The 19,288-nt window shown below is 63.0% G+C and carries 21 protein-coding genes; 9 read left to right on the forward strand and 12 right to left on the reverse strand.

Annotation, left to right across the window (positions count from 1 at the left end):
• The first annotated feature begins 14 nt into the window (after positions 1 to 14).
• From flgD to flgL, 9 genes are all read left to right on the forward strand, one after another.
• Positions 15 to 689 (forward strand): flagellar hook assembly protein FlgD, encoded by a 675-nt coding sequence (flgD, locus tag VEC01_RS10185; protein ID WP_324900703.1) that lies wholly within the window; start codon positions 15 to 17, stop codon positions 687 to 689.
• Between the two features lie 40 nt (positions 690 to 729).
• Positions 730 to 1,971: a flagellar hook protein FlgE gene (flgE, locus tag VEC01_RS10190; protein ID WP_324900704.1), complete on the forward strand. Its 1,242-nt coding sequence runs from the start codon at positions 730 to 732 to the stop codon at positions 1,969 to 1,971.
• Positions 1,972 to 2,023: 52 nt separating this feature from the next.
• The gene (gene flgF / locus VEC01_RS10195) at positions 2,024 to 2,764 is read left to right on the forward strand and encodes a flagellar basal-body rod protein FlgF (protein ID WP_324900705.1); all 741 of its coding nucleotides are present in this window, start codon (positions 2,024 to 2,026) and stop codon (positions 2,762 to 2,764) included.
• A 67-nt stretch (positions 2,765 to 2,831) separates the two neighbouring features.
• Entirely contained in the window at positions 2,832 to 3,614 is a 783-nt protein-coding gene (gene flgG / locus VEC01_RS10200) for a flagellar basal-body rod protein FlgG (RefSeq protein WP_324900706.1), read from the forward strand.
• A gap of 24 nt (positions 3,615 to 3,638) precedes the next feature.
• Positions 3,639 to 4,310, forward strand: a complete 672-nt coding sequence (locus VEC01_RS10205) for a flagellar basal body L-ring protein FlgH (protein WP_324900707.1) — start codon at positions 3,639 to 3,641, stop codon at positions 4,308 to 4,310.
• 70 nt (positions 4,311 to 4,380) lie between these two features.
• Positions 4,381 to 5,463, forward strand: coding sequence for a flagellar basal body P-ring protein FlgI (locus tag VEC01_RS10210; RefSeq protein ID WP_324900723.1), 1,083 nt, complete (start codon positions 4,381 to 4,383; stop codon positions 5,461 to 5,463).
• A gap of 9 nt (positions 5,464 to 5,472) precedes the next feature.
• A complete protein-coding gene (flgJ, locus tag VEC01_RS10215; RefSeq protein WP_324900708.1) occupies positions 5,473 to 6,369 on the forward strand; it encodes a flagellar assembly peptidoglycan hydrolase FlgJ in 897 nt (298 codons plus the stop codon).
• A 95-nt stretch (positions 6,370 to 6,464) separates the two neighbouring features.
• Entirely contained in the window at positions 6,465 to 8,648 is a 2,184-nt protein-coding gene (gene flgK / locus VEC01_RS10220) for a flagellar hook-associated protein FlgK (RefSeq protein WP_324900709.1), read from the forward strand.
• 20 nt (positions 8,649 to 8,668) lie between these two features.
• The gene (flgL, locus tag VEC01_RS10225; protein WP_324900710.1) at positions 8,669 to 9,877 is read left to right on the forward strand and encodes a flagellar hook-associated protein FlgL; all 1,209 of its coding nucleotides are present in this window, start codon (positions 8,669 to 8,671) and stop codon (positions 9,875 to 9,877) included.
• 72 nt (positions 9,878 to 9,949) lie between these two features.
• Here the strand turns inward: flgL and fliR are convergent, their stop codons facing one another.
• The 12 genes from fliR to fliG form a co-directional block, all read right to left on the reverse strand.
• On the reverse strand, positions 9,950 to 10,744 hold the full coding sequence (gene fliR, locus VEC01_RS10230; protein WP_324900711.1) for a flagellar biosynthetic protein FliR: 795 nt from the start codon (positions 10,742 to 10,744) through the stop codon (positions 9,950 to 9,952).
• Between the two features lie 25 nt (positions 10,745 to 10,769).
• The gene (gene fliQ / locus VEC01_RS10235; protein WP_324900712.1) at positions 10,770 to 11,039 is read right to left on the reverse strand and encodes a flagellar biosynthesis protein FliQ; all 270 of its coding nucleotides are present in this window, start codon (positions 11,037 to 11,039) and stop codon (positions 10,770 to 10,772) included.
• 9 nt (positions 11,040 to 11,048) lie between these two features.
• Positions 11,049 to 11,816, reverse strand: coding sequence for a flagellar type III secretion system pore protein FliP (gene fliP, locus VEC01_RS10240; RefSeq protein WP_324900713.1), 768 nt, complete (start codon positions 11,814 to 11,816; stop codon positions 11,049 to 11,051).
• Positions 11,806 to 12,234 carry a flagellar biosynthetic protein FliO gene (gene fliO / locus VEC01_RS10245; RefSeq protein WP_324900714.1) on the reverse strand — a complete coding sequence of 143 codons (429 nt, stop codon included), beginning with the start codon at positions 12,232 to 12,234 and terminating at the stop codon, positions 11,806 to 11,808. Before fliO ends, fliP begins: the two co-directional genes overlap by 11 nt.
• Positions 12,231 to 12,653 (reverse strand): flagellar motor switch protein FliN, encoded by a 423-nt coding sequence (fliN, locus tag VEC01_RS10250; protein WP_324900715.1) that lies wholly within the window; start codon positions 12,651 to 12,653, stop codon positions 12,231 to 12,233. Before fliN ends, fliO begins: the two co-directional genes overlap by 4 nt.
• On the reverse strand, positions 12,646 to 13,647 hold the full coding sequence (gene fliM, locus VEC01_RS10255; RefSeq protein WP_324900716.1) for a flagellar motor switch protein FliM: 1,002 nt from the start codon (positions 13,645 to 13,647) through the stop codon (positions 12,646 to 12,648). Before fliM ends, fliN begins: the two co-directional genes overlap by 8 nt.
• 4 nt (positions 13,648 to 13,651) lie before the next feature.
• Entirely contained in the window at positions 13,652 to 14,167 is a 516-nt protein-coding gene (gene fliL / locus VEC01_RS10260; RefSeq protein ID WP_324900717.1) for a flagellar basal body-associated protein FliL, read from the reverse strand.
• 177 nt (positions 14,168 to 14,344) lie between these two features.
• Positions 14,345 to 15,607: a flagellar hook-length control protein FliK gene (locus VEC01_RS10265; protein ID WP_324900718.1), complete on the reverse strand. Its 1,263-nt coding sequence runs from the start codon at positions 15,605 to 15,607 to the stop codon at positions 14,345 to 14,347.
• A gap of 10 nt (positions 15,608 to 15,617) precedes the next feature.
• On the reverse strand, positions 15,618 to 16,058 hold the full coding sequence (fliJ, locus tag VEC01_RS10270; RefSeq protein ID WP_324900719.1) for a flagellar export protein FliJ: 441 nt from the start codon (positions 16,056 to 16,058) through the stop codon (positions 15,618 to 15,620).
• A gap of 29 nt (positions 16,059 to 16,087) precedes the next feature.
• A complete protein-coding gene (fliI, locus tag VEC01_RS10275; protein ID WP_324900720.1) occupies positions 16,088 to 17,488 on the reverse strand; it encodes a flagellar protein export ATPase FliI in 1,401 nt (466 codons plus the stop codon).
• On the reverse strand, positions 17,485 to 18,147 hold the full coding sequence (locus VEC01_RS10280; protein WP_324900721.1) for a FliH/SctL family protein: 663 nt from the start codon (positions 18,145 to 18,147) through the stop codon (positions 17,485 to 17,487). The genes fliI and VEC01_RS10280 overlap by 4 nt, the downstream gene beginning before the upstream one ends.
• A gap of 42 nt (positions 18,148 to 18,189) precedes the next feature.
• A complete protein-coding gene (gene fliG, locus VEC01_RS10285) occupies positions 18,190 to 19,185 on the reverse strand; it encodes a flagellar motor switch protein FliG (protein WP_324900722.1) in 996 nt (331 codons plus the stop codon).
• Between the last annotated feature and the right edge of the window lie 103 nt (positions 19,186 to 19,288).

Here is a 19,288-nt window from a genome sequence, read left to right on the forward strand (position 1 = left end):
GCAAGGAGTATTGAATGACGACCGTGCAAACCAACAAGGTGTCGGATGAATTGATGGCGGCGATGAACCCGGCCGCCAAGAAGGAAAAGTCCACTGCCGAGGCGGCGCAGGACCGCTTCATGACGCTGCTGGTGACGCAGATGCGCAACCAGGACCCGCTCAATCCGCTGGATAACGCGCAGGTGACCAGCCAGCTTGCGCAGTTGTCCACGGTGACTGGCATCGACAAGCTGAACACCACGATCGAAGCGCTGATGGGCAGCTACAAGACCAGCCAGTCTATGCAGGCTGCCGACATGATCGGGCACGGCGTGTTCGTGCCGGGCTCGTCGATCGAACTGCAGGACAGTCAGTCCCTGTTCGGCTTCGATCTGGCCGAGGCCGCCGACAATGTGAAGGTGACGATCACCGACAAGACGGGCGCCGTGGTGCGCACCCTCGACCTCGGCGCGCAGAAGGCGGGTGTGCTGCCGCTGGCCTGGGACGGCAAGTCCGACGACGGCAAGGCGGTGCTCCCCGACGGCAAATACAGCTTCAGTGTGAAGGCGGTCACCGCCGGCAAGAAGGTCGAGGCCACCAACTTGTCGTTCGGTACAGTCAGCAGCGTCAGCACCGGCAACCAGGGCGTGAAGCTCAGCGTGCCGGGTGTCGGCGACTTCAATCTGTCCGACGTCCGGCAGATCCTTTGAACCCCATGCAGCCGAATAGCCTGAATCAAGGAGAAGAGAAATGAGCTTTCAACAAGGTCTTAGCGGCCTCAACGGCGCCTCGAAGCAGCTGGAAACGATCGGCAACAACATTGCCAATGCCAATACGGTTGGCTTCAAGTCGGCGGTGACGCAGTTTTCCGATGTGTACGCCAACTCGCTGAGCGGCACCTCCGGTCTCGGGACCGCCGGTATCGGTACGCGCGTGTCGAACATTTCGCAGCAGTTCAGCCAGGGCAATATCACCGCTTCCAACAACTCGCTCGACATGGCGATCAATGGCGGCGGCTTCTTCCGTTTGAACAAGGACGGCGCGGTCAGCTATGCGCGCAACGGCCAGTTCCAGATTGACAAAGGCGGTTACATCGTCAGTACCGACGGCGGCCGCCTGACCGGTTTCGTTGCCAACAACCAGGGCGTGCTGCAGACCGGCAGCCCGACCGACCTGCGCATCAGCACCGCAGACCTGGCGCCGAACGCGACGCGCGATATCAAGGCGGAGCTGAATCTCGATTCCCGTCTGCCTGCGCGCACCGTGGCATTCGACCCCGCTGCACCGGACCCGACGACGATGTACAACAGTTCGACTTCGGTGACCGTCTACGACAGCCTGGGCAACTCCCACGTTCTTCAGCTGTACTTCAGGAAGGAGACTGCGCCGGCGAACACCTGGACGGTCTATGGAACGACAAGCAGCACCGGAGCGAGCGTTGACAATCCCGCCACTCCGGTAGCGACACTTTCCTTCAGTGATGCCGGTGCACTCGTTGGCGGGTCGCCGGGAAGCGTTTCACTCACGTTGACGAACGGCGCGGCCAACCTCACCGGCGTCACGCTGGACTTCGACGATACGACGCAATTCGGCTCCAACTTTGGTGTCAACGCGATGACGCAGGATGGATTTGCCTCTGGCCGCCTGTCCGGCTTCAATGTCGGCAATGATGGCACCATTACCGGGCGCTACACCAACGGCAAGACGTCGACCCTGGGTCAGGTCGTGCTCGCGAACTTCAGCAACCCGAACGGCCTGCAGCCGCTAGGTAACAACCAGTGGGCGGAAACCGCAGGATCCGGCGTCGCGCTGGTCGGTGCACCAAATTCCGGCCGTCTCGGATTGATCCAGTCCTCGGCAACGGAAGATTCGAACGTCGACTTGACCGCCGAGCTGGTGAACATGATCACCGCGCAGCGGGTGTTCCAGGCCAATGCGCAGACCATCAAGACGCAGGACCAGGTGCTGCAGACGCTGGTGAACCTGAGGTAATTCGAAAGCTTGAACTCGCGGGCATGACTGCCCGCTCCGAAGGGGACAAAACATGGATCGGCTGATCTATACCGCGATGACCGGTGCGAAGCACATCCTGGAGCAGCAGGCCAATAACTCGCACAACCTGGCCAACGCCACCACGACAGGTTTCCGCGCGCAGCTGGATTCGTTCCGGGCGGTGCCGGTGATCGGCGCCGCGATGCCAACGCGCGCCTTTGTGGTCGACGCGACCGTGGGCAGCGACTTTACGCCCGGGCCGATCCAGAACACCGGCCGCGACCTGGATGTGGCGGTCCAGGGCAAGGGCTGGATCGCGCTGCAGCTGGAGGATGGTACCGAAGCCTATACCCGCAACGGCAGCCTCAAGATCAGCGAGAACGGCGTTTTGCAGACGCAGAGCGGCATCAATGTCATGGGCGATGGCGGTCCGATCGCGATACCGCCGGACGTAGCGGTCGCCATCGGCAAGGATGGCACGGTGTCGGCCATTTCCACTACCGGAAAGGCGACCGCGACGACGCTGGGACGTATCAAGCTGGTCAATCCGCCGGAGGAAAACATCGTCCGCAGCGATGACGGGTTATTCCGCTTGCGCGACGGCGGCGAGGCAGATGCGGATGCCGCGGTATCGGTCATCGGTGGTTCGCTCGAAGGCAGCAACGTGAACGTGGTCGATGCGATGGTCAACATGATCAGCCTCTCGCGCCAGTTCGAAATGCACATGAACCTGCTCAAGAATGTCGAAAGCAATGAGCAGAAAGCGGGCCAGCTTCTGTCTTTGACGGGCTAGGAATAGGTTGACAATGAAGGATAGCGTGCCGGCATGCCGGCAATGACACGAGGTTATCGGAGAAAAAATGATTCGTTCACTATGGATTTCCAAGACGGGCCTGGACGCGCAGCAGACGCAGATGGACGTGATCTCCCATAACCTTGCCAACGTCAATACGGCGGGCTTCAAGCGTTCTCGCGCGGTGTTCGAGGACCTGCTGTACCAGACCCTTCGCCAGCCCGGGGCACAGTCCTCGCAGCAGACCCAGCTGCCCACCGGTCTGCAGCTCGGCACCGGCGTGCGTCCGGTATCGGCGGAGCGGGTTTTTACGCAGGGTAACCTGCAGCAGACCAACAATGAAAAGGATCTCGCGATCCAGGGCGCGGGCTTCTTCCAGGTGCTGCTGCCTGACGGGACTGCGGCTTATACTCGCGACGGTTCGTTCTCGGTCGACAGCCAGGGCCAGATCGTGACCGCGAGCGGCTATGTGGTCCAACCTGCGATCACGATCCCGGCCAATGCGATCAGCATGAGCATCGGCCGCGACGGCACCGTGTCGGTCACCCAGCCGGGCGTCCCCGCGCCGGTTCAGGTCGGCTCGCTGCAGCTTTCGACCTTCATCAATCCCGCCGGCCTCGAGGCACGCGGCGAGAACCTGTATGTGGAAACCAGCGCATCCGGCAGCCCGAGCACGAATGCGCCGGGCAGCAACGGCGCCGGCACATTGGCGCAGGGTTATGTCGAAACCTCCAATGTGAATGTGGTGGAGGAGCTGGTAAGCATGATCCAGACCCAGCGCGCATATGAAATCAACAGCAAGTCGATCCAGACCTCCGACCAGATGCTGCAGCGCCTGTCGCAGCTCTGATCGGGATGGCGCAAGGAGGCTGACATGAAACGACTCTCTGTCATCGCGTTACAGTGGCTCGCCGTTGCCGGCCTAGTCGGCTGCGCGTCGGTGCCGGAGACGATCATCCAGCATCCGGTGAGCACCCGGCCGCAAGCGCCTCAGCTTGCGCCACCCGCCAATGGGGCGATTTTCCAGGCCGCCGCATACCGCCCGATGTTCGAAGACCGGCGTGCGCGCATGATCGGCGACACGATCACGATCGCGATCAACGAGCGCACCAGCGCCGGCAAGACGGCCGCGAATTCCACTTCCAAGAGCGGCAGCGTCGATTTTGCTGCGCCGACGATCTTCGGCGTGCCGGCGACGACTACCGCTAAGGCGGCGCTCGCGGTGGATTCCGCCAACAGGTTCGAAGACAAGGGCTCGACCAGTTCCAGCAATACCTTCAGCGGCACGATCACGGTTACCGTGGTCGATGTCCTGCCCAACGGCAACCTGATCGTCGCCGGCGAGAAGCAGGTGGCGTTCGACAAGGGCGTGGAATACGTCCGCTTCTCCGGAACCGTGAATCCGGACAACATCACGACCGGTAACGTCGTATCGTCGACGCTGGTCGCGGATGCGCGCGTTGAATACCGCACCAACAGCCGGATCGACAAGGCCGAAGTGATGTCGCAGATGACCCGCTTCTTCCTCAGCCTGATGCCTTTGTAACGGTGGCGGAGAGATAGTCATGACATCGAGCAGCCGCAATTTGCGCACCTTCAGGAAGACCGTCCTGTGCATGCTGGGCGCCGCCTGCCTGTGGACGGCGGGCGTCGCGCATGCGGAGCGTCTCAAGGATATCGCGAGCATCCAGGGGGTGCGGCAGAACCAGCTGATCGGCTATGGCCTCGTTGTCGGCCTGGACGGCAGCGGTGACCAGACGACGCAGACACCGTTTACCGTGCAAAGCGTGGTGAGCATGCTCCAGAACCTGGGTGTGGTCGTTCCTCCCGGAACCAGCCTGCAGCTGAAAAACGTTGCCGCAGTGGTGGTCACCGCGTCGCTGCCGCCGTTCGCGCAGCCGGGCCAGACGCTTGATGTAACCGTATCCTCGATGGGTAATGCGAAAAGCCTGCGTGGCGGTACCTTGCTGATGACGCCGCTCAAGGGCGCGGACGGACAGATTTACGGCATGGCGCAGGGCAATGTGCTGGTGGGCGGCGTTGGCGCCTCCGCCAGCGGCAGCAAGGCGCAGGTGAACCATCTGAGCGTCGGACGCATCTCGGCCGGCGCAACCGTCGAACGCGCGGTGCCGACCGCGCTCGGCCGCGCGGACGCGGTCTTCCTCGAGCTTAACGATACCGATTTTTCCACTGCCAGCCGCGTCGTGGAAGCCGTCAACCGCCGCTTTGGCCCGGACACGGCGGCCGCGCAGGACGGCCGGGTCATCCGCGTGCGTGCGCCCGCCAGCAGCGACGAGCGGGTTGCTTTCCTCGGCATGCTGGAAAGCCTGCATGTGACGCCGGCGCAGATGCCGGCCAAGGTCATCCTGAATGCGCGAACCGGTTCTGTCGTGATGAATCAGGCTGTCACCCTCGACAGCTGCGCGGTATCGCACGGCAACCTGTCTGTCGTGATCAATACCCAGCCGAGTGTGAGCCAGCCGGCGCCCTTGTCCGGCGGCCAGACGGTGGTCACCCAGACGTCGCAGATCGAGATCCAAAAGGATCCGGGCCAGGTCCTGCTGCTCAAGGGCGGCGCCTCGCTGGCGGAAGTGGTCAAGGCGCTGAACGCAATCGGCGCCACGCCGCAAGACCTGCTGGCGATTCTGCAGGCAATGAAGGCGGCAGGCTCCCTGCGTGCCGAACTGGAAATCATCTGAGGCAGCGCCATGGTCAGTCCCGCCAGTCTCAACGGAAAACTTGCGATCGACGTCAAAGACGTCGGCGAGCTGCGCCAGGCCGCGCGCCAGAATTCGCCCGAGGCGCTGAAAGGCGCTGCCAAGCAGTTCGAAGCCTTGTTCATGAACATGATGCTGAAGAGCATGCGCGAGGCGACGCCGCAGGACGGCATGTTCAGCAGTGACCAGACCCGCATGTACACCTCAATGCTCGACCAGCAGCTGAGCCAGACGATGGCCAGCCGCGGCCTCGGATTGGCGGATGCGCTGTTCCGGCAGCTGTCCACCAAGCTGGCCGATACCGCGGTGCCCGGCGAGGACGGCATATCCTCCATCCTGCCGCCGTCGGCGCCTGCGGTGCCCATGTCCATGCCGACGCTGCAGCCCGCCCCGGGGGCGGACAGCATCAAGCCGAACGCCGCGCAACCGGCGCATGTGCGCGGCTTTGTCGAACGCCTCGCGTCACATGCCGAGGAAGCCAGCCGGGCGACCGGCATTCCCGCCAAATTCATGCTCGGCCAGGCGGCATTGGAAAGCGGCTGGGGCAGGCGCGAGATCACCGCCAGGGACGGTACGCCCAGCCATAACCTGTTCGGCATCAAGGCCGGCGCCGGCTGGAAGGGGAAGGTGGTGGAAGCGGTGACCACGGAATACGTCAATGGCCAGCCGCAGACGAAGGTCGAGAAATTCCGCGCCTACGATTCCTATGCGGATGCGTTCAAGGATTACGCCAGGCTGCTGAGCAAGAATCCGCGTTATGAAAATGTCATCGCAAATGCGGCGAGCGCCGAAGGTTTTGCGCAGGGGCTGCAGCGCGCCGGCTACGCAACCGACCCGCACTACGCGGCAAAACTGACCCGGATTATCAAGCAGACAATGTCTGCGTGACGGTATCGGGTTTGCCATCTCCCTTCCTGCCTCAAGTTTTGCGGCCGCCTTGCCGTTGATACAGTTATCGAAAGATCGGTAAAGAAGAAAAGACCATGAGCTCAACTTCCATCCTCGGCATCGGGCAAAGCGCACTGGCTGCGGCGCAGGCGGGTCTGGTAACCACCGGACACAACATTGCGAACGTCAATACGCCAGGCTATACGCGTCAGTCAATCGTGCAGACAGCATCGGCCGGGCAGGATATCGGCACCGGTTTCCTCGGCAAGGGAACCGAAGTGGTCACGGTCAAGCGCTTGTTCAACGAGTTCCTGAACAACCAGGTGCTGACTGCCCAGACCTCGAAGAATTCGCTCGACAGCTATTACGCGCAGATGCGGCAGATCGACAACATGCTGGCCGATCCGGCCGCCGGCGTGGCGTCTGCGCTTCAGGAGTTCTTCTCAGGCGTGCAGCGGGTGGCGTCCAATCCGAATAATTCTCCGGCCCGCGATACCATGCTGTCATCCGCGCAAGCGATGGCGACACGGTTCCGCAATGTCGCTGGACGCCTCGACGAGATGCGGCAGGGGGTGAATGACGAGATTACCGCCGGCATCGGGGTGATCAACAGTTATGCGCAGCAAATTGCAAACCTGAACGATGCGATTGAAAAGGCACAGGGCACCGCCGGCGAAGGCAAGCCTGCGAACGACTTGCTGGACCAGCGCGACCACCTGATATCCGAGCTCAGCAAGGAAACCAAGGTCACCGTCGTCAAGCAGAACAACAGCTATAACGTCTTTATCGGCAACGGCCAGGCTTTGACGGTCGGAACGGAGGTGTTCAAGCTCGTCCCGGTCACTTCGACCTCGGATCCGAGCAAGATCCAGGTCGGCTATATGTCCAACGGCGGAACCACAGTCTTGCCGGATAATGGTCTGCCTGGAGGCAGGCTTGGCGGTCTTCTCGAGTTTCGTGCCAACTCCCTTGAACCGGCGCAGAACGCGGTGGGACGCATGGCGGTCGGCCTTGCCGTGACGTTCAACGCCCAGCACCAGCTTGGCCAGGACCAGACCGGCGCAATGGGCGGCGCATTCTTTTCGATCGGCGCACCCGAGGTGACCGCGATCAGGAAGACTGGCGGCGCAACCATGACCGCCACGATCAGCGACGTCAGCCAGCTCAACCCCAGCGACTATCGCGTGCAGCGGATTGACGGCTTCAGCCCGGGCAACAACTATGTCGTCACACGCATGTCCGACGGCAAGCAGACGGCGTTCGCATCGTTTCCCACCACGGTCGACGGGGTGACCTTCGGTATCGGCAACCCGCCGAGTGCGTTGAGCAACGGTGATGACTATATGATCCGGCCGACGCGCAACATCGCCGACACGTTCAAGGTGGCGATCACCGATACGGCGAAGATTGCCGCCGGGTCTCCGGCGCGTACCGCAGAGGCAACCACCAACACCGGCAGCGGCAAGATCGGACCGGCAACAGTAACGTCCACCGCGTTCATGCCGGCCGGCGTGACGCTGACCTACGACGCCGGCACGGACCGGATCACCGGGATTTCCCCGGCTGCCGGTCCGATCGTCGTCAAGAGCGGCGCGACAACCACGACATACGCGGCCGGCGCCACCAATATCCCGTTTGCGCCTGGCGACAGCGTTACCGTCGGCGGCATTCCGGTCACCTTTCCGACTGCAGGCGCCGCCGTCACTGCGCATGCGCTGAGCGCTCCGACGCCGACCACGCTGACTTACGCCGGCGGCGCCCTGACCGGGTTCCCGGCTTACCAGGATATTGAAATCGTCCACGCGGACGGGACAAAGCAGACCATTCCCGGTGCTTCACCCGCTCCATCTGTTACCTATAAGGACGGCGACACGATCAGTTTCGGGGGCGTGAGCTTCACTGTCTCCGGCGCGCCGGCCAACGGCGACAAATTCACGATTTCGACCAATAGCGGTGGCGTTGGCGACAACCGCAACGCCTTGGCGCTGGCCGCATTGCAGACCAAGAACACGCTTGCCAACGGCACCATGACCTATTCGGCCGCTTACAGCCTGATGGTGACGCAGGTCGGCAACAAGACGCGTGAGCTGGAAATCACCAGCAAGGCCGAAGCCCAGGTGCTGGAACAGGCAGTCCAGGCGCAGCAGTCAGAGTCCGGCGTCAACATCGATGAGGAAGCCGCGAACCTGTTGCGCTACCAGCAGGCCTACCAGGCAGCAGCCAAGGTCATGCAAACCGCCAGCCAACTGTTCGAGCTGCTGCTCAATCTGGGCAACTAGCCCGCCAGGAGTCGACGACCATGTCCATTCGTATCAGCACGAACACGATTTTCGAAAAAGGCGTCGCCCGCATGGGCGAACTGCAAACCAGCCTCGCAAGGACGCAGCAGCAGGTGTCGATGGGGCGGAAAATCCTTTCGCCGTCGGACGATCCCGTGGCCTCTGCCCGGGCGCTCGAGGTGACGAACTCCCAGGAAATCAATGCAAAGTATGCGACCAACCGCCGCACCGCAAAAGATGCACTGGAGGCATCCGAAGGCGCGCTGCAAGGCGTCACCTCCTTGCTGCAGGGCGTGAAGACGCTGATCGTGCAAGCCGGCAGCGGCGTGCTCGATGCCACCCAGCGCAAGTACATCGCAACCGAGCTGAAAGGCCGTTTCGACGAATTGATGGGCCTGGCGAACACGCGCGACGCGCTCGGCGAGTACATTTTTGCCGGTTACCAGACGACCACCATGCCGTTTACGGAAACGCCGACCGGCGCGAGTTACGCTGGCGACCAGGGTGTGCTCCAACTGCAGGTTTTCAGCGCACGCCAAATATCGGTCAGCCAGGATGGCAACAAGGTGTTCGAAAGCATCAAGAGCAACGGGCTGTTTACATCCTCCAGCGTCACCGGCGCGGCAACGATTTCCCGTCCCGTCGTAACGGACGCCACGCTCCTGACCGGCCATACCTACAACGTCGTGTTCGCCAATGGCGGCACCACCTACGATGTCATCGACACGTCGACGTCGCCGGCGACGACCGTGCTGGATGACCAGGCATACAATGCCGCCGGCACTCCAGTCAGTGTGGACGGCATGCAATTCGACCTCAGCGGCGCGGCGAATGACGGCGATACGTTTACGATCCGCCCGAGCGGCAACCAGAGCATCTTCACCACCTTCAAGGACCTGATCGGGGCACTCGAGGCGCCGGCGACGACGGATGTGCAGAAGCGCAACTTTGCGCATGCGCTGCGGACCGCGAACGCCAATGTCGACAGCGCGCTGGATAACGTCCTTACCACACGTGCCAATGTCGGCGCCAGCATGAAGGAAGTCGAGTCGCTCGACAGTCTTGGCGAGGATCTGCATGTCCAGTATGCGACCACCTTGTCCAATTTGCAGGATCTGGATTACGTGCAGGCCATCACCGACCTGACCAAGCAGCAAGTGTCCTTGCAGGCCGCGCAGCAGTCGTTCGTGAAGTTGTCCAACATGTCGCTGTTTAACTTCCTTTCCTGACGCATCAGGGGCAAGCGAACCATCCTTCGGGCCGGTCCGCCATTCCAGGCGGACCGGCCTTTTCTTTTTCTTCTAGCGCTTGAGCATATAGACCGGGTTGGCGACCTGGCCAACGGTATTCAGGCCGAGCTGGAACAGGCGCTCCAGCGGTTGTGCAAGGTAGGGAAGCATCAGCGCGATCACGAGGAATCCGGCTCCAAGGGTGATCGGGAAGCCGATGCCGAACAGGTTCAGTTGCGGCGCCGCGCGTGTCAGCACGCCGAGGGCGATGTTGGTCACCAGCAGCGCTGCAATGATAGGCAATGCAAGTTGTGTCCCCGAGCTGAACACGATGCCGCCGACGCTTGCGATGTGCCGGAATATCGACCCGCCAGGCGGCGTTGCCGAAATCGGCAGGGTGACAAAGCTTTCGGCCAGCGTGGCGAGCATCGAGAGATGGATGTTGAGCGCAAGGAACAGCATCAGCGTCAACAGCGCGAGAAATTGCGCGATCGCCGAACTGCGGGCGCGGGTTTGCGGATCGAAGAAGGTGGCAAAACCGAAGCCCATTGTCAGGCCCGCGATTTCACCCGCCATTTCCACCGCGGCGAATACGAGGCGCATCGCAAAACCCATTGCAAGCCCGATTACCAGCTGCTGTATCAGGATCAGAAGCCCGGCAAGCGACATCGGGTCGGCTCCGGCCGTGGCCGGGATCGTCGGCGCAATCACCAGGGTGAGCATGACGCCGAGGCCGACCTTGACCCGGATGGGAATGCTGAGGTTTCCGAAAAGCGGGGCGGTTGCAATCAGGCCGAGTATGCGGGTCAGCGGCCAGATGAAGGCCGCGATCCAGGTGTTCAGCTCGGCGCTGCTGAGGGTAATCATTCAATCAAGGTGCGACACGCCGGTTCTAGCCGACCATCCCCGGAATGCTCGAGAACATCTGGCGCATGTAGTCCAGCATGATGGTCAGCATCCACGGGCCGGCGATGATCAGGGCGGCAAAGATTCCGACCAGCTTGGGAATGAATGACAGGGTGGTTTCGTTGATCTGCGTGGCCGCCTGGAAGATGCTGACGATCAGGCCGACGACAAGCGCCACCAGCAGCATCGGCGCGGCAACCATCAGGGTGACTTCGATGGCCTGCCGGCCCATGGTCATAACGCTTTCCGGAGTCATGGGGCTTCCTCAGTAAAAACTCTGCGCAAGAGAGCCGATCAAGAGCTGCCACCCGTCGACCAGCACGAACAGCATCAGTTTGAAGGGCAGCGACACGATTGCCGGCGACATCATCATCATACCCATCGACATCAGGATGCTGGCCACCACCATGTCGATGATCAGGAACGGGATGAAGATCGCGAAGCTGATCTGGAATGCCGTCTTCAGTTCGGAGGTGATGAAGGCGGGAATCAGCACGCGCAGCGGCACGTCCTCGGGACCGTTCAGCGCCGGCGAGTTCGACAGTTTCACGTACAGCGCCAGGTCGGCCTGGCGGGTCTGCTTCATCATGAAGGTTTTCAGAGGCGCGGCGCCGCGCTCCATCGCCTGCGTCATCGTGATCTTGTTTTCAGACAGCGGCTGATAGGCGTCGGTATAGATCTTGTCGAATACCGGCCCCATCACGAACAGGGTCAGGAACAGCGCCAGCCCGATCAGAACCTGGTTCGGCGGCGCGGTCTGGGTGCCGAGCGCCTGGCGCAGCAGCGACAGCACGATGATGATGCGGGTAAACGCCGTCATCATCAGCAAGGCCGCCGGCAGAACGGACAGCGCCGTCAGCAGCAGCAGGGTCTGGATGCTGAGCGAGTAGGTCTGGCCGCCGCCCGGACCGGGAGAGCTCGTTACCGCCGGCAGCCCCGCCTGCGCGGACGCCAGCAGGGGCAGGCCGAGCAGGGCAAGCGGAAGCAGGCAGCGGAGGGTTTTGATTGCGGGGTGCGCGAAATTAATTGCCATTGCGCTTTTCGATCGTTTGCTTGAGCCAGGCGGAGAAGTTCTTGCCGCCGGCCGGGATATCCATCGCGGGCACGTTCTCTTGCCGCGGCATGGAAGACAGCGCATTGACGCGGCCGGGCGCGACGCCGACCACGATCCACTGATCGGCGACCTCGACCACAACCACGCGCTCGCGGCTGCCGACGCTGACGCCGCCGACCACCCGGGCCACGTTGTTGACACCGCCGCCGGCCACGCCCATGCGCTTGAGGATCCAGGCTGCGCCCGCCATCAGGCCGAGCACCACGACCAGGCCGAACAAGACCTGCAGCAGGTTGCTGGCGGAAGCGGGCGAGGGCGCGGTCGCAGCCTGTTCGGCTGCCCGCGCCGGCAGGCACAACAGGAGCGTCAGCGCCGGAATGGAAACGTGATGCATCATCGGTTCAGCTTGCGGATGCGCTCGGACGGCGTGATGATGTCCGTGAGGCGGATGCCGAACTTGTCGTTCACCACCACCACTTCGCCTTGCGCAATCAGGCAGCCGTTGACGAGCACATCCATCGGCTCACCGGCCAGGCCGTCGAGTTCCACCACCGAGCCCTGTGCCAGCTGCAGCAGGTTCTTGATCGCGATCTTGGTGCGGCCCAGTTCAACAGTAAGCTGGACCGGAATATCGAGGATGAAGTCGATGTCGTTGTGGGTGCCGGTCTTGATGCCGCCGGCGGCAAAGTCCTGGAACATCGCGGGCGCAGCGTCTGCCTGCTTGGCGGCTGCGGCAGCTTCGGCCTGGCTCTGTTCGGCCAGGGCTGCGCCCCAATCGTCATCCGCTATGCTTTGGCCATCGTTCTCGTCAGCCATGTTCTTCTCCTTGCAAGAAATCGTTATTGCCGTGTGTCAGCAGCTTTTCCACGCGCAGCGCGTACTGGCCGTTGAACTTGCCGTAGCTGCATTCCATCACCGGCACGCCATCAACCTTGGCTTGCACGATCTCCGGAACGGTGAGGGAAATGACATCGCCGGCCTTCATGTTCAGGACTTCGCCCAGCGTCATGCGGGCAGTGCCGAGATCGGCGACCAGTTCCACCTCGGCGGTCTGGATCTGCTGCGTCATCAGCCGTACCCAGCGCTTGTCCATCTCCAGTGTTTCGCCCTGCAGGCTGCTGGTGAGGATGTCGCGGATCGGCTCGATCATCGAATAGGGGGTGCAGAAATGCATTTCTCCGCTCACCGGGCCGAGTTCGACGGTAAACGTGGTCGCCACCACCACTTCGTTCGGCGTGGCGATGTTTGCAAACTGCGTGTTCATTTCCGAGCGCACGTATTCGAATTCCACCGGATACACCGGCTCCCATGACTTCGCATAGGTTTCGAACACGATGCCGAGGATGCGCTGGATGATGCGCTGCTCGGTCTGCGTGAAGTCGCGGCCTTCGACGCGGGTATGGAAGCGTCCATCGCCGCCAAACAGGTTGTCGACCAGCAGGAACACCAGGTTCGGGTCGAACACCATGAGCGCGGTGCCGCGCAGCGGTTTCATGTGGACCAGGTTCAGGTTGGTCGGCACCACCAGGTTGCGGATGAACTCGCTGTACTTGTGCACGCGCACCGGGCCGATCGACACTTCCGCGCTGCGGTGCAGGAAGTTGAACAGGCCGATGCGCAGCAGGCGGGCGAAACGCTCGTTGATGATTTCCAGCGTCGGCATCCGGCCACGGACAATGCGCTCCTGCGTGGCCAGGTTATACGGACGTATCCCCGAGTCGTCTTCCGGCGCGGCACTTTCGTCCTGGTCGCCGGTGACGCCCTTTAGCAGGGCATCGACTTCTTCCTGGGAGAGGAAATTATCAGCCATGGTGTTACTGGATGACGAACGACGTAAAGAACACGCCGTTGACGCTCAGGGCCGGGCTTTGCGGCGTGAACGGCGCCTTGATCGTGGCCAGGATTTCATCCTGCAGCTTCTTCTTGCCTTCAGGCGTAGAAATTTCCGAAGCCTTCTTGCTCGACAGCAGAAGCAGCACGCGGCTTCGCACCAGCGGCATGTACAGCTTGACCTGTTCGACCTGGGTCTGGTCGGCGACCTGCAGCGTAAACTGCACCTGCAGGTACTGGTCGCCGTTTTCCGGCTGCAGGTTGACGGTAAACGGTTCCATGTTCACGAAGACCGGCGGCTTCGGTGCCTCCTGCTTCGCCGGGGCGCCTTCACCGCCCTGGTTACCCATGAAATACCACGCACCGCCGCCACCGGCGGCGAGCAGCAGGGCGCCTGCGATGAGGAAGAGCTTCTTCTTCGACTTCTTGGGCGACGCCGCCCCTTCCATCGCTTCTTCGATGGGGACGACTTTCGGGTTTCCTTTCGGGGCTGTGGCCATCTTTCTTCCTCTGTCCTGCTATCGGCCGCGCCGCACTGGTCATAAGCCGTGGCGCTCGCCGAATCTTTTATTGGTTGTGATTATCAAGTACTTGTAACGGCAGGATGCGTTGAAAAGAGAGGGTAAGTCAATGCAAATTCGGGCTTCCAGCCAGACGTAAGCCGTGCGAAATGCGCCTCAAGCGAAGGTGTCCACCATCCCCAGCCCGGAGGAGGACGGCTGCACGCGCGATGTCCGCACCGCTGGTTCCGGCGTGCCGGCGTCGCGTCCGCCCACGCGGTCATGACCGCGCGCCTGCTGCGTTCCCTGCTGGTCGAAGCCGCCTTGCTGGTTCGGCGTGCCGCTGTTGACGCTCGCCTGGCCAAGCTGAATGCCCGCTTCGCCGAGCATGTCCCGCAGTTTCGGCATGGCCGCTTCGAGCGCCTGCCGGACTTCCGGCTGGGCCGCGATGAAGGTGGCATTTGCCTGCGAGTTCGTCACGTTCAAGACGACCTGCAGCGGGCCGAGATCCGGCGGGTTCAGGGTCAGGGAAGCGGTCTGCTGCTCGCCGGCGACCATCCAGACCACCTTCTGGCCGAGTGCCTGGTCCCACGCCGGCGTGCCGACGCGCGGCGTCAGCTTGTCGGTAGCGACGGCGCCGGTCTGCTGCTGCACCGCATGGACGGCGGCTTGCTGCACCGGCTGCATGCCGGAGGTTGCGGCCGACAGCGTTTCCTTCAGGTCGGCCGCGAAGTCGCGGGCGCCGGCCGGCGCCGCTTGCAGTGTCTGGGCGGCGAGATCTTCGCTCGTCACCGCTGCGGCAGCCTGGATCTGGCCCGCCGGCAGCTCCGGCTTGGCGCTGCCGGTCGCATCCGCCTTGACCGCCAGGTCCGACAGGGCTGCGGCGGACGCGCCGCCGCGGTGGGCCGGTCCCCTCGCAATGACGTCGGTGACGACCGGTTTCACGTCGGCCGGCGTCGCCTGCGCCGATATGGCGGCAGCCTGGGCCGCGAGCGCTGCATCCGGTGCCGCTGCAATCGCGGTCACATCGGCGGCCTTGTCGCCATCCTTGCCATCTGCCTTCAGTTCCGGCTTGTCGGCCGACTTGTCCGCCGGCGTGTTGAGCTGGACGAGATTGGCGACGAATGCCAGCATGTCTTCCGGCAGCGCCGCTGGCGTGTCGGCGGCGTCATCCTTGCTTTCGGTGGCGTCTGCGGCGGTGCTTTCCTTGCCAGATTTGCCTTCCGCCGGCTTGGCGGCAGGCTTCGCGGGTTGTGCCTGGCTGGCGGAGCGCGCGGATTCCTGCCGGCGCGGCGCCTCGTTGGCGGCACTGCGTTCGGACACTTCGCGCGACAGCACCTTGCCGAACGGCTCGGCGGCGGAATCGGCGTCGGACTGCCGGGTGCCGCCAGAGGGCGCGTTCACCGGATTCGCTGCGTTGGTTACCTGAGATGTCTGCATGCTCAATGTCCTAGCGTTTGTAGTTTGCCTGCCGTGTTGCGAATTCGTCCATCAGCTTCTGGTCGCGCTTGTTCGCCTTGCGCTCCTCGACCTTTTGCGCGCGGGTCGCGAGCGTGCCGTAAGACATGCGCTTGCGCTCGCATGCCTGCCACGCGCTGCGCTCGTCGACGATGCGCTGCTTGGCATCCTCGACGATGCGCTGCTGTCCCGCGATTGCCGTATCGAGCTTTTCCATGAAGAGCTGGAAATTGCGATAGCCGGCCATGCTGATGCCGGAGGAGAGGCCGGTGCGGAACCGGGCTTCGTATTCGTCCCGGTACTGCAGCAGCATCGCGAGCTTCTGTTCCGTGTCTTCGCAGGCGCGTATCGCCAGGCCGAGTCGCTTGGCGGCTTCGTCGGTCTGCGTGGTTGCCAGTTCGATAAGTGTCTCAAGCGCGGGATTTATTGCCATGATTCATTATAGATCCCGGTTTTGGCCACCTATCCCCCGAAAAGGGCGGCAAGTTCCCCCAAGCTCTCCGTAATGCCGGATCTTTCGTGGATTCCTTGCTGCAGGAAGGACTCAATCCTCGGATTGAGGGAGATCGCCTCGTCCAGCACCGGATCCGAGCCCGGGCTGTAGGCGCCGACGCTGATCAGGTCGCGGTTGCGCTGGTAGCGGGAATACAGCTGCTTCAGGCGCCTCGAGAGTTTCTGGTGGTCGGGGCTGGTGATGTTGTGCATCGCGCGGCTGATCGACTGTTCGATGTCGATCGCCGGATAATGGCCGGCCTCCGCCAGCGTGCGGTTGAGCACGAAGTGGCCGTCCAGGATCGCGCGCGCGGAGTCGGCGATCGGATCCTGCTGGTCGTCGCCTTCCGTCAGCACGGTGTAGAACGCGGTAATCGAGCCGCCCCCCGGACGGCCGTTGCCGGCGCGCTCCACGAGAGTTGGCAGCTTGGCAAACACCGAGGGCGGATAGCCCTTGGTCGCCGGCGGCTCGCCGATCGCCAGTGCGATCTCGCGCTGCGCCATTGCATAGCGGGTGAGCGAGTCCATGATGAGCAGCACGCTCTTGCCCTGGTCGCGGAAGTACTCGGCAATGGTGTGGGTGTAGGCGGCGCCCTGCAGGCGCATCAGCGGCGGCGTATCGGCCGGAGCGGCGACCACCACCGAACGCGCCAGGCCTTCCGGGCCGAGGATCTGCTCGATGAATTCCTTCACTTCGCGGCCCCGCTCGCCGATCAGGCCGACCACGATCACGTCGGCGGTCGTATAGCGCGCCATCATCCCGAGCAGCACGCTCTTGCCGACGCCGGAGCCGGCGAACAGGCCCAGGCGCTGGCCGCGGCCGACGGTGAGCATGCTGTTGATTGCGCGTACACCTACGTCGAGCACGTCGGTAATCGGCGCGCGCGTGAGCGGATTGGCGGCGCGCACCGAAAGCGGCGCCGAATGCGCGTTCTGCAGCGGACCGAGGCTGTCGAGCGGCCGGCCGGCGCCGTCGAGCACGCGCCCGAGCAGTTCGAAGCCGACCGGTAAATGGCGGCCGCGGTCGCTCGGCCGCCGCCGCGGGTGGGCAACCGTGCCCGGGCGGGGCAGGCTCTGCACAACTTCGACCGGGTACACGCGGGTGCCGGGCACCACGCCTTCGACGTCGCTTTGCGGCATCAGAAACAGCTTTTCATCTTCGAAACCGACGACTTCCGCCTCGATCTTCGCGCCGCTGGGCAGGGGGACGGTGCAGGCACTGCCGACAGCGAGCTTCAGGCCCACCGCTTCCATTACCAGGCCCGCGACGCGCGTAACGCGGCCCGAGACCAGCATCGGTTCGGGAATGGTGGTCAGCGATCCGCAGTCGCGCAGGAAGGCTTGCCAGCGTTCGGTATGCGCGCCGCTCATTCCAGCCAGTCGCTGTGCTTGCCGAGCGCGTCGGTGATGCGCTGCCAGCGGACCGGCATCGTCGCATCGATCTGGTTGCTCGCCGTCTCGATACGGCATCCGCCCTGTTCGACCTGCATGTCTTCGGTGATGCGCCAGCCGGTTTTTTCCAGCTCATCCTTCATGTAACTGCGCACCACCACGGCGTCCTGCGGATGGAGGACGAGCAGCGCCGGTTGCTGCACGGTCGGCAGGTAGCGGATTGCCTCGCTGACGATGGGCAGCACCAGTTCCGGGCGGGCCTTGAGCGCGGTCTTGAGCATGGCCTTGGCCAGGTCGAGCGCGAGTGCAAGCAGGTCGTCGGCCACCGCTTCGTCGGCGCGCGCGACTTCGGCGCTGAAGGTGTCGGCGACGGCGCGCAGGCGCGCCGCTTCCTGCATCGCTTCGGTGCGGCCCACTTCAAGGCCGGCGGCATGCCCCTGGTTGAATCCTTCGGCATAGCCTTGCTGGCGGGCCTCTTCGCGCTGGCGCGCGATCATTTCGGCCGCTGCGCGCGCTGCCGCAGCCGCGTCCTCCTGCGTTTGCTGCGGCTGGAGCGGCTTCCGGTCGTCTCCGAAGGAGGCCATTTCCCATCGCTGGTAGGCCGTCAGCTGCTCTTTCGGAATGACGTTGGAACTCATGTGCTAGGTCCTGGCAGGAGAGGGCAGCGTGCCGCCCCGTCGTTAAATAAACTGGTCGTCGCCCTTGGCGCCCAGGATGATCTGGCCTTCGTCCGCCAGGCGGCGCACGATCTGCAGGATTTCCTTCTGCTGCGCCTCCACCTCGGACAGACGCACCGGCCCCTTCGACTCCAGGTCTTCGCGCATCATTTCCGCCGCGCGCTGCGACATGTTCTTGAAGATCTTCTCGCGCAGGTCCTGGTTGGCGCCCTTGAGCGCGATGATGAGGGACTCCGACTGCACCTCGCGCAGCAATACCTGGATGCCGCGGTCGTCGATGTCGATGATGTTGTCGAACACGAACATCTCGTCCATGATTTTCTGGGCGAGGTCGCCGTCGTAGTTCTTCAGGTTGTCCATCACCGAAGTCTCGGTGTCGCCGCTCATGAAGTTCAGGATTTCCGCTGCGGTGCGCACGCCGCCGATCGGCTTCTTCTTCAGGTTTTCGTTGCCCGTCAGGAGCTTGGTCAGCACTTCGTTGAGCTCGCGCAGCGCGGTCGGCTGCACGCCGTCCAGCGTCGCGATGCGCAGCACCACGTCGTTGCGCAGGCGCTCGGTGAAATAGGTGAGCACTTCGCAGGCGTGATAGCGCTCCAGGTGGACCAGGATGGTCGCGATGATCTGCGGATGCTCGTTGCGGATCAGGTCGGCGACCGATTGCGCGTCCATCCACTTCAGGCTTTCGATGCCGCTGGCGTCGCGCGTGCCGAGTATGCGGGTGAGCAGCGAGGATGCCTTGTCCTCGCCCAGCGCCTTGGTCAGCACCGTGCGGATGTACTCGTCGGAGTCCAGGCCGAAGGACGTGTTCTGCTCGGTCTCGTTGCGGAAGTCGTTGAGCACGGATTCGAGCTGCTCGCTGGCGACCGCCTTCATGGTGGACATCGCCGCGCCGAGCTTTTGCACTTCGCGCGGGCCGAGATATTTCATCACCTCGGCGGCTTCTTCCTCGCCGAGGGCCAGCATCAGGATCGCCCCTTTTGTTACGCCATCCTCATTCATTTGTTCCTACCCATGCCTTGACTACATTTGCAACCATTTTCGGATCGTTCCGGGCCAGCGTCTTGGCGGCTTCGAGGTTGTCCTGATAGCTGCGCGGCTTCTG

This window comes from Noviherbaspirillum sp., from assembly GCF_035627455.1.
In the GTDB taxonomy this organism is placed as follows: Bacteria; Pseudomonadota; Gammaproteobacteria; order Burkholderiales; family Burkholderiaceae_D; genus Noviherbaspirillum.

Bases quoted from the DNA above. Each gene is read 5' to 3' on its own strand.
- flgK (WP_324900709.1), top strand. From the start codon at position 6,465: ATGAGCTCAACTTCCATCCTCGGCATCGGGCAAAGCGCACTGGCTGCG.
- fliM (WP_324900716.1), bottom strand. From the start codon at position 13,647: ATGGCTGATAATTTCCTCTCCCAGGAAGAAGTCGATGCCCTGCTAAAG.
- flgL (WP_324900710.1), top strand. From the start codon at position 8,669: ATGTCCATTCGTATCAGCACGAACACGATTTTCGAAAAAGGCGTCGCC.
- VEC01_RS10210 (WP_324900723.1), top strand. From the start codon at position 4,381: ATGCTGGGCGCCGCCTGCCTGTGGACGGCGGGCGTCGCGCATGCGGAG.
- fliQ (WP_324900712.1), bottom strand. From the start codon at position 11,039: ATGACTCCGGAAAGCGTTATGACCATGGGCCGGCAGGCCATCGAAGTC.
- VEC01_RS10265 (WP_324900718.1), bottom strand. From the start codon at position 15,607: ATGCAGACATCTCAGGTAACCAACGCAGCGAATCCGGTGAACGCGCCC.
- fliG (WP_324900722.1), bottom strand. From the start codon at position 19,185: ATGAATGAGGATGGCGTAACAAAAGGGGCGATCCTGATGCTGGCCCTC.
- fliI (WP_324900720.1), bottom strand. From the start codon at position 17,488: ATGAGCGGCGCGCATACCGAACGCTGGCAAGCCTTCCTGCGCGACTGC.
- flgJ (WP_324900708.1), top strand. From the start codon at position 5,473: ATGGTCAGTCCCGCCAGTCTCAACGGAAAACTTGCGATCGACGTCAAA.
- fliL (WP_324900717.1), bottom strand. From the start codon at position 14,167: ATGGCCACAGCCCCGAAAGGAAACCCGAAAGTCGTCCCCATCGAAGAA.
- fliR (WP_324900711.1), bottom strand. From the start codon at position 10,744: ATGATTACCCTCAGCAGCGCCGAGCTGAACACCTGGATCGCGGCCTTC.
- fliP (WP_324900713.1), bottom strand. From the start codon at position 11,816: ATGGCAATTAATTTCGCGCACCCCGCAATCAAAACCCTCCGCTGCCTG.
- flgG (WP_324900706.1), top strand. From the start codon at position 2,832: ATGATTCGTTCACTATGGATTTCCAAGACGGGCCTGGACGCGCAGCAG.
- flgD (WP_324900703.1), top strand. From the start codon at position 15: ATGACGACCGTGCAAACCAACAAGGTGTCGGATGAATTGATGGCGGCG.
- fliN (WP_324900715.1), bottom strand. From the start codon at position 12,653: ATGGCTGACGAGAACGATGGCCAAAGCATAGCGGATGACGATTGGGGC.
- fliJ (WP_324900719.1), bottom strand. From the start codon at position 16,058: ATGGCAATAAATCCCGCGCTTGAGACACTTATCGAACTGGCAACCACG.
- flgE (WP_324900704.1), top strand. From the start codon at position 730: ATGAGCTTTCAACAAGGTCTTAGCGGCCTCAACGGCGCCTCGAAGCAG.
- flgF (WP_324900705.1), top strand. From the start codon at position 2,024: ATGGATCGGCTGATCTATACCGCGATGACCGGTGCGAAGCACATCCTG.
- VEC01_RS10205 (WP_324900707.1), top strand. From the start codon at position 3,639: ATGAAACGACTCTCTGTCATCGCGTTACAGTGGCTCGCCGTTGCCGGC.
- VEC01_RS10280 (WP_324900721.1), bottom strand. From the start codon at position 18,147: ATGAGTTCCAACGTCATTCCGAAAGAGCAGCTGACGGCCTACCAGCGA.
- fliO (WP_324900714.1), bottom strand. From the start codon at position 12,234: ATGATGCATCACGTTTCCATTCCGGCGCTGACGCTCCTGTTGTGCCTG.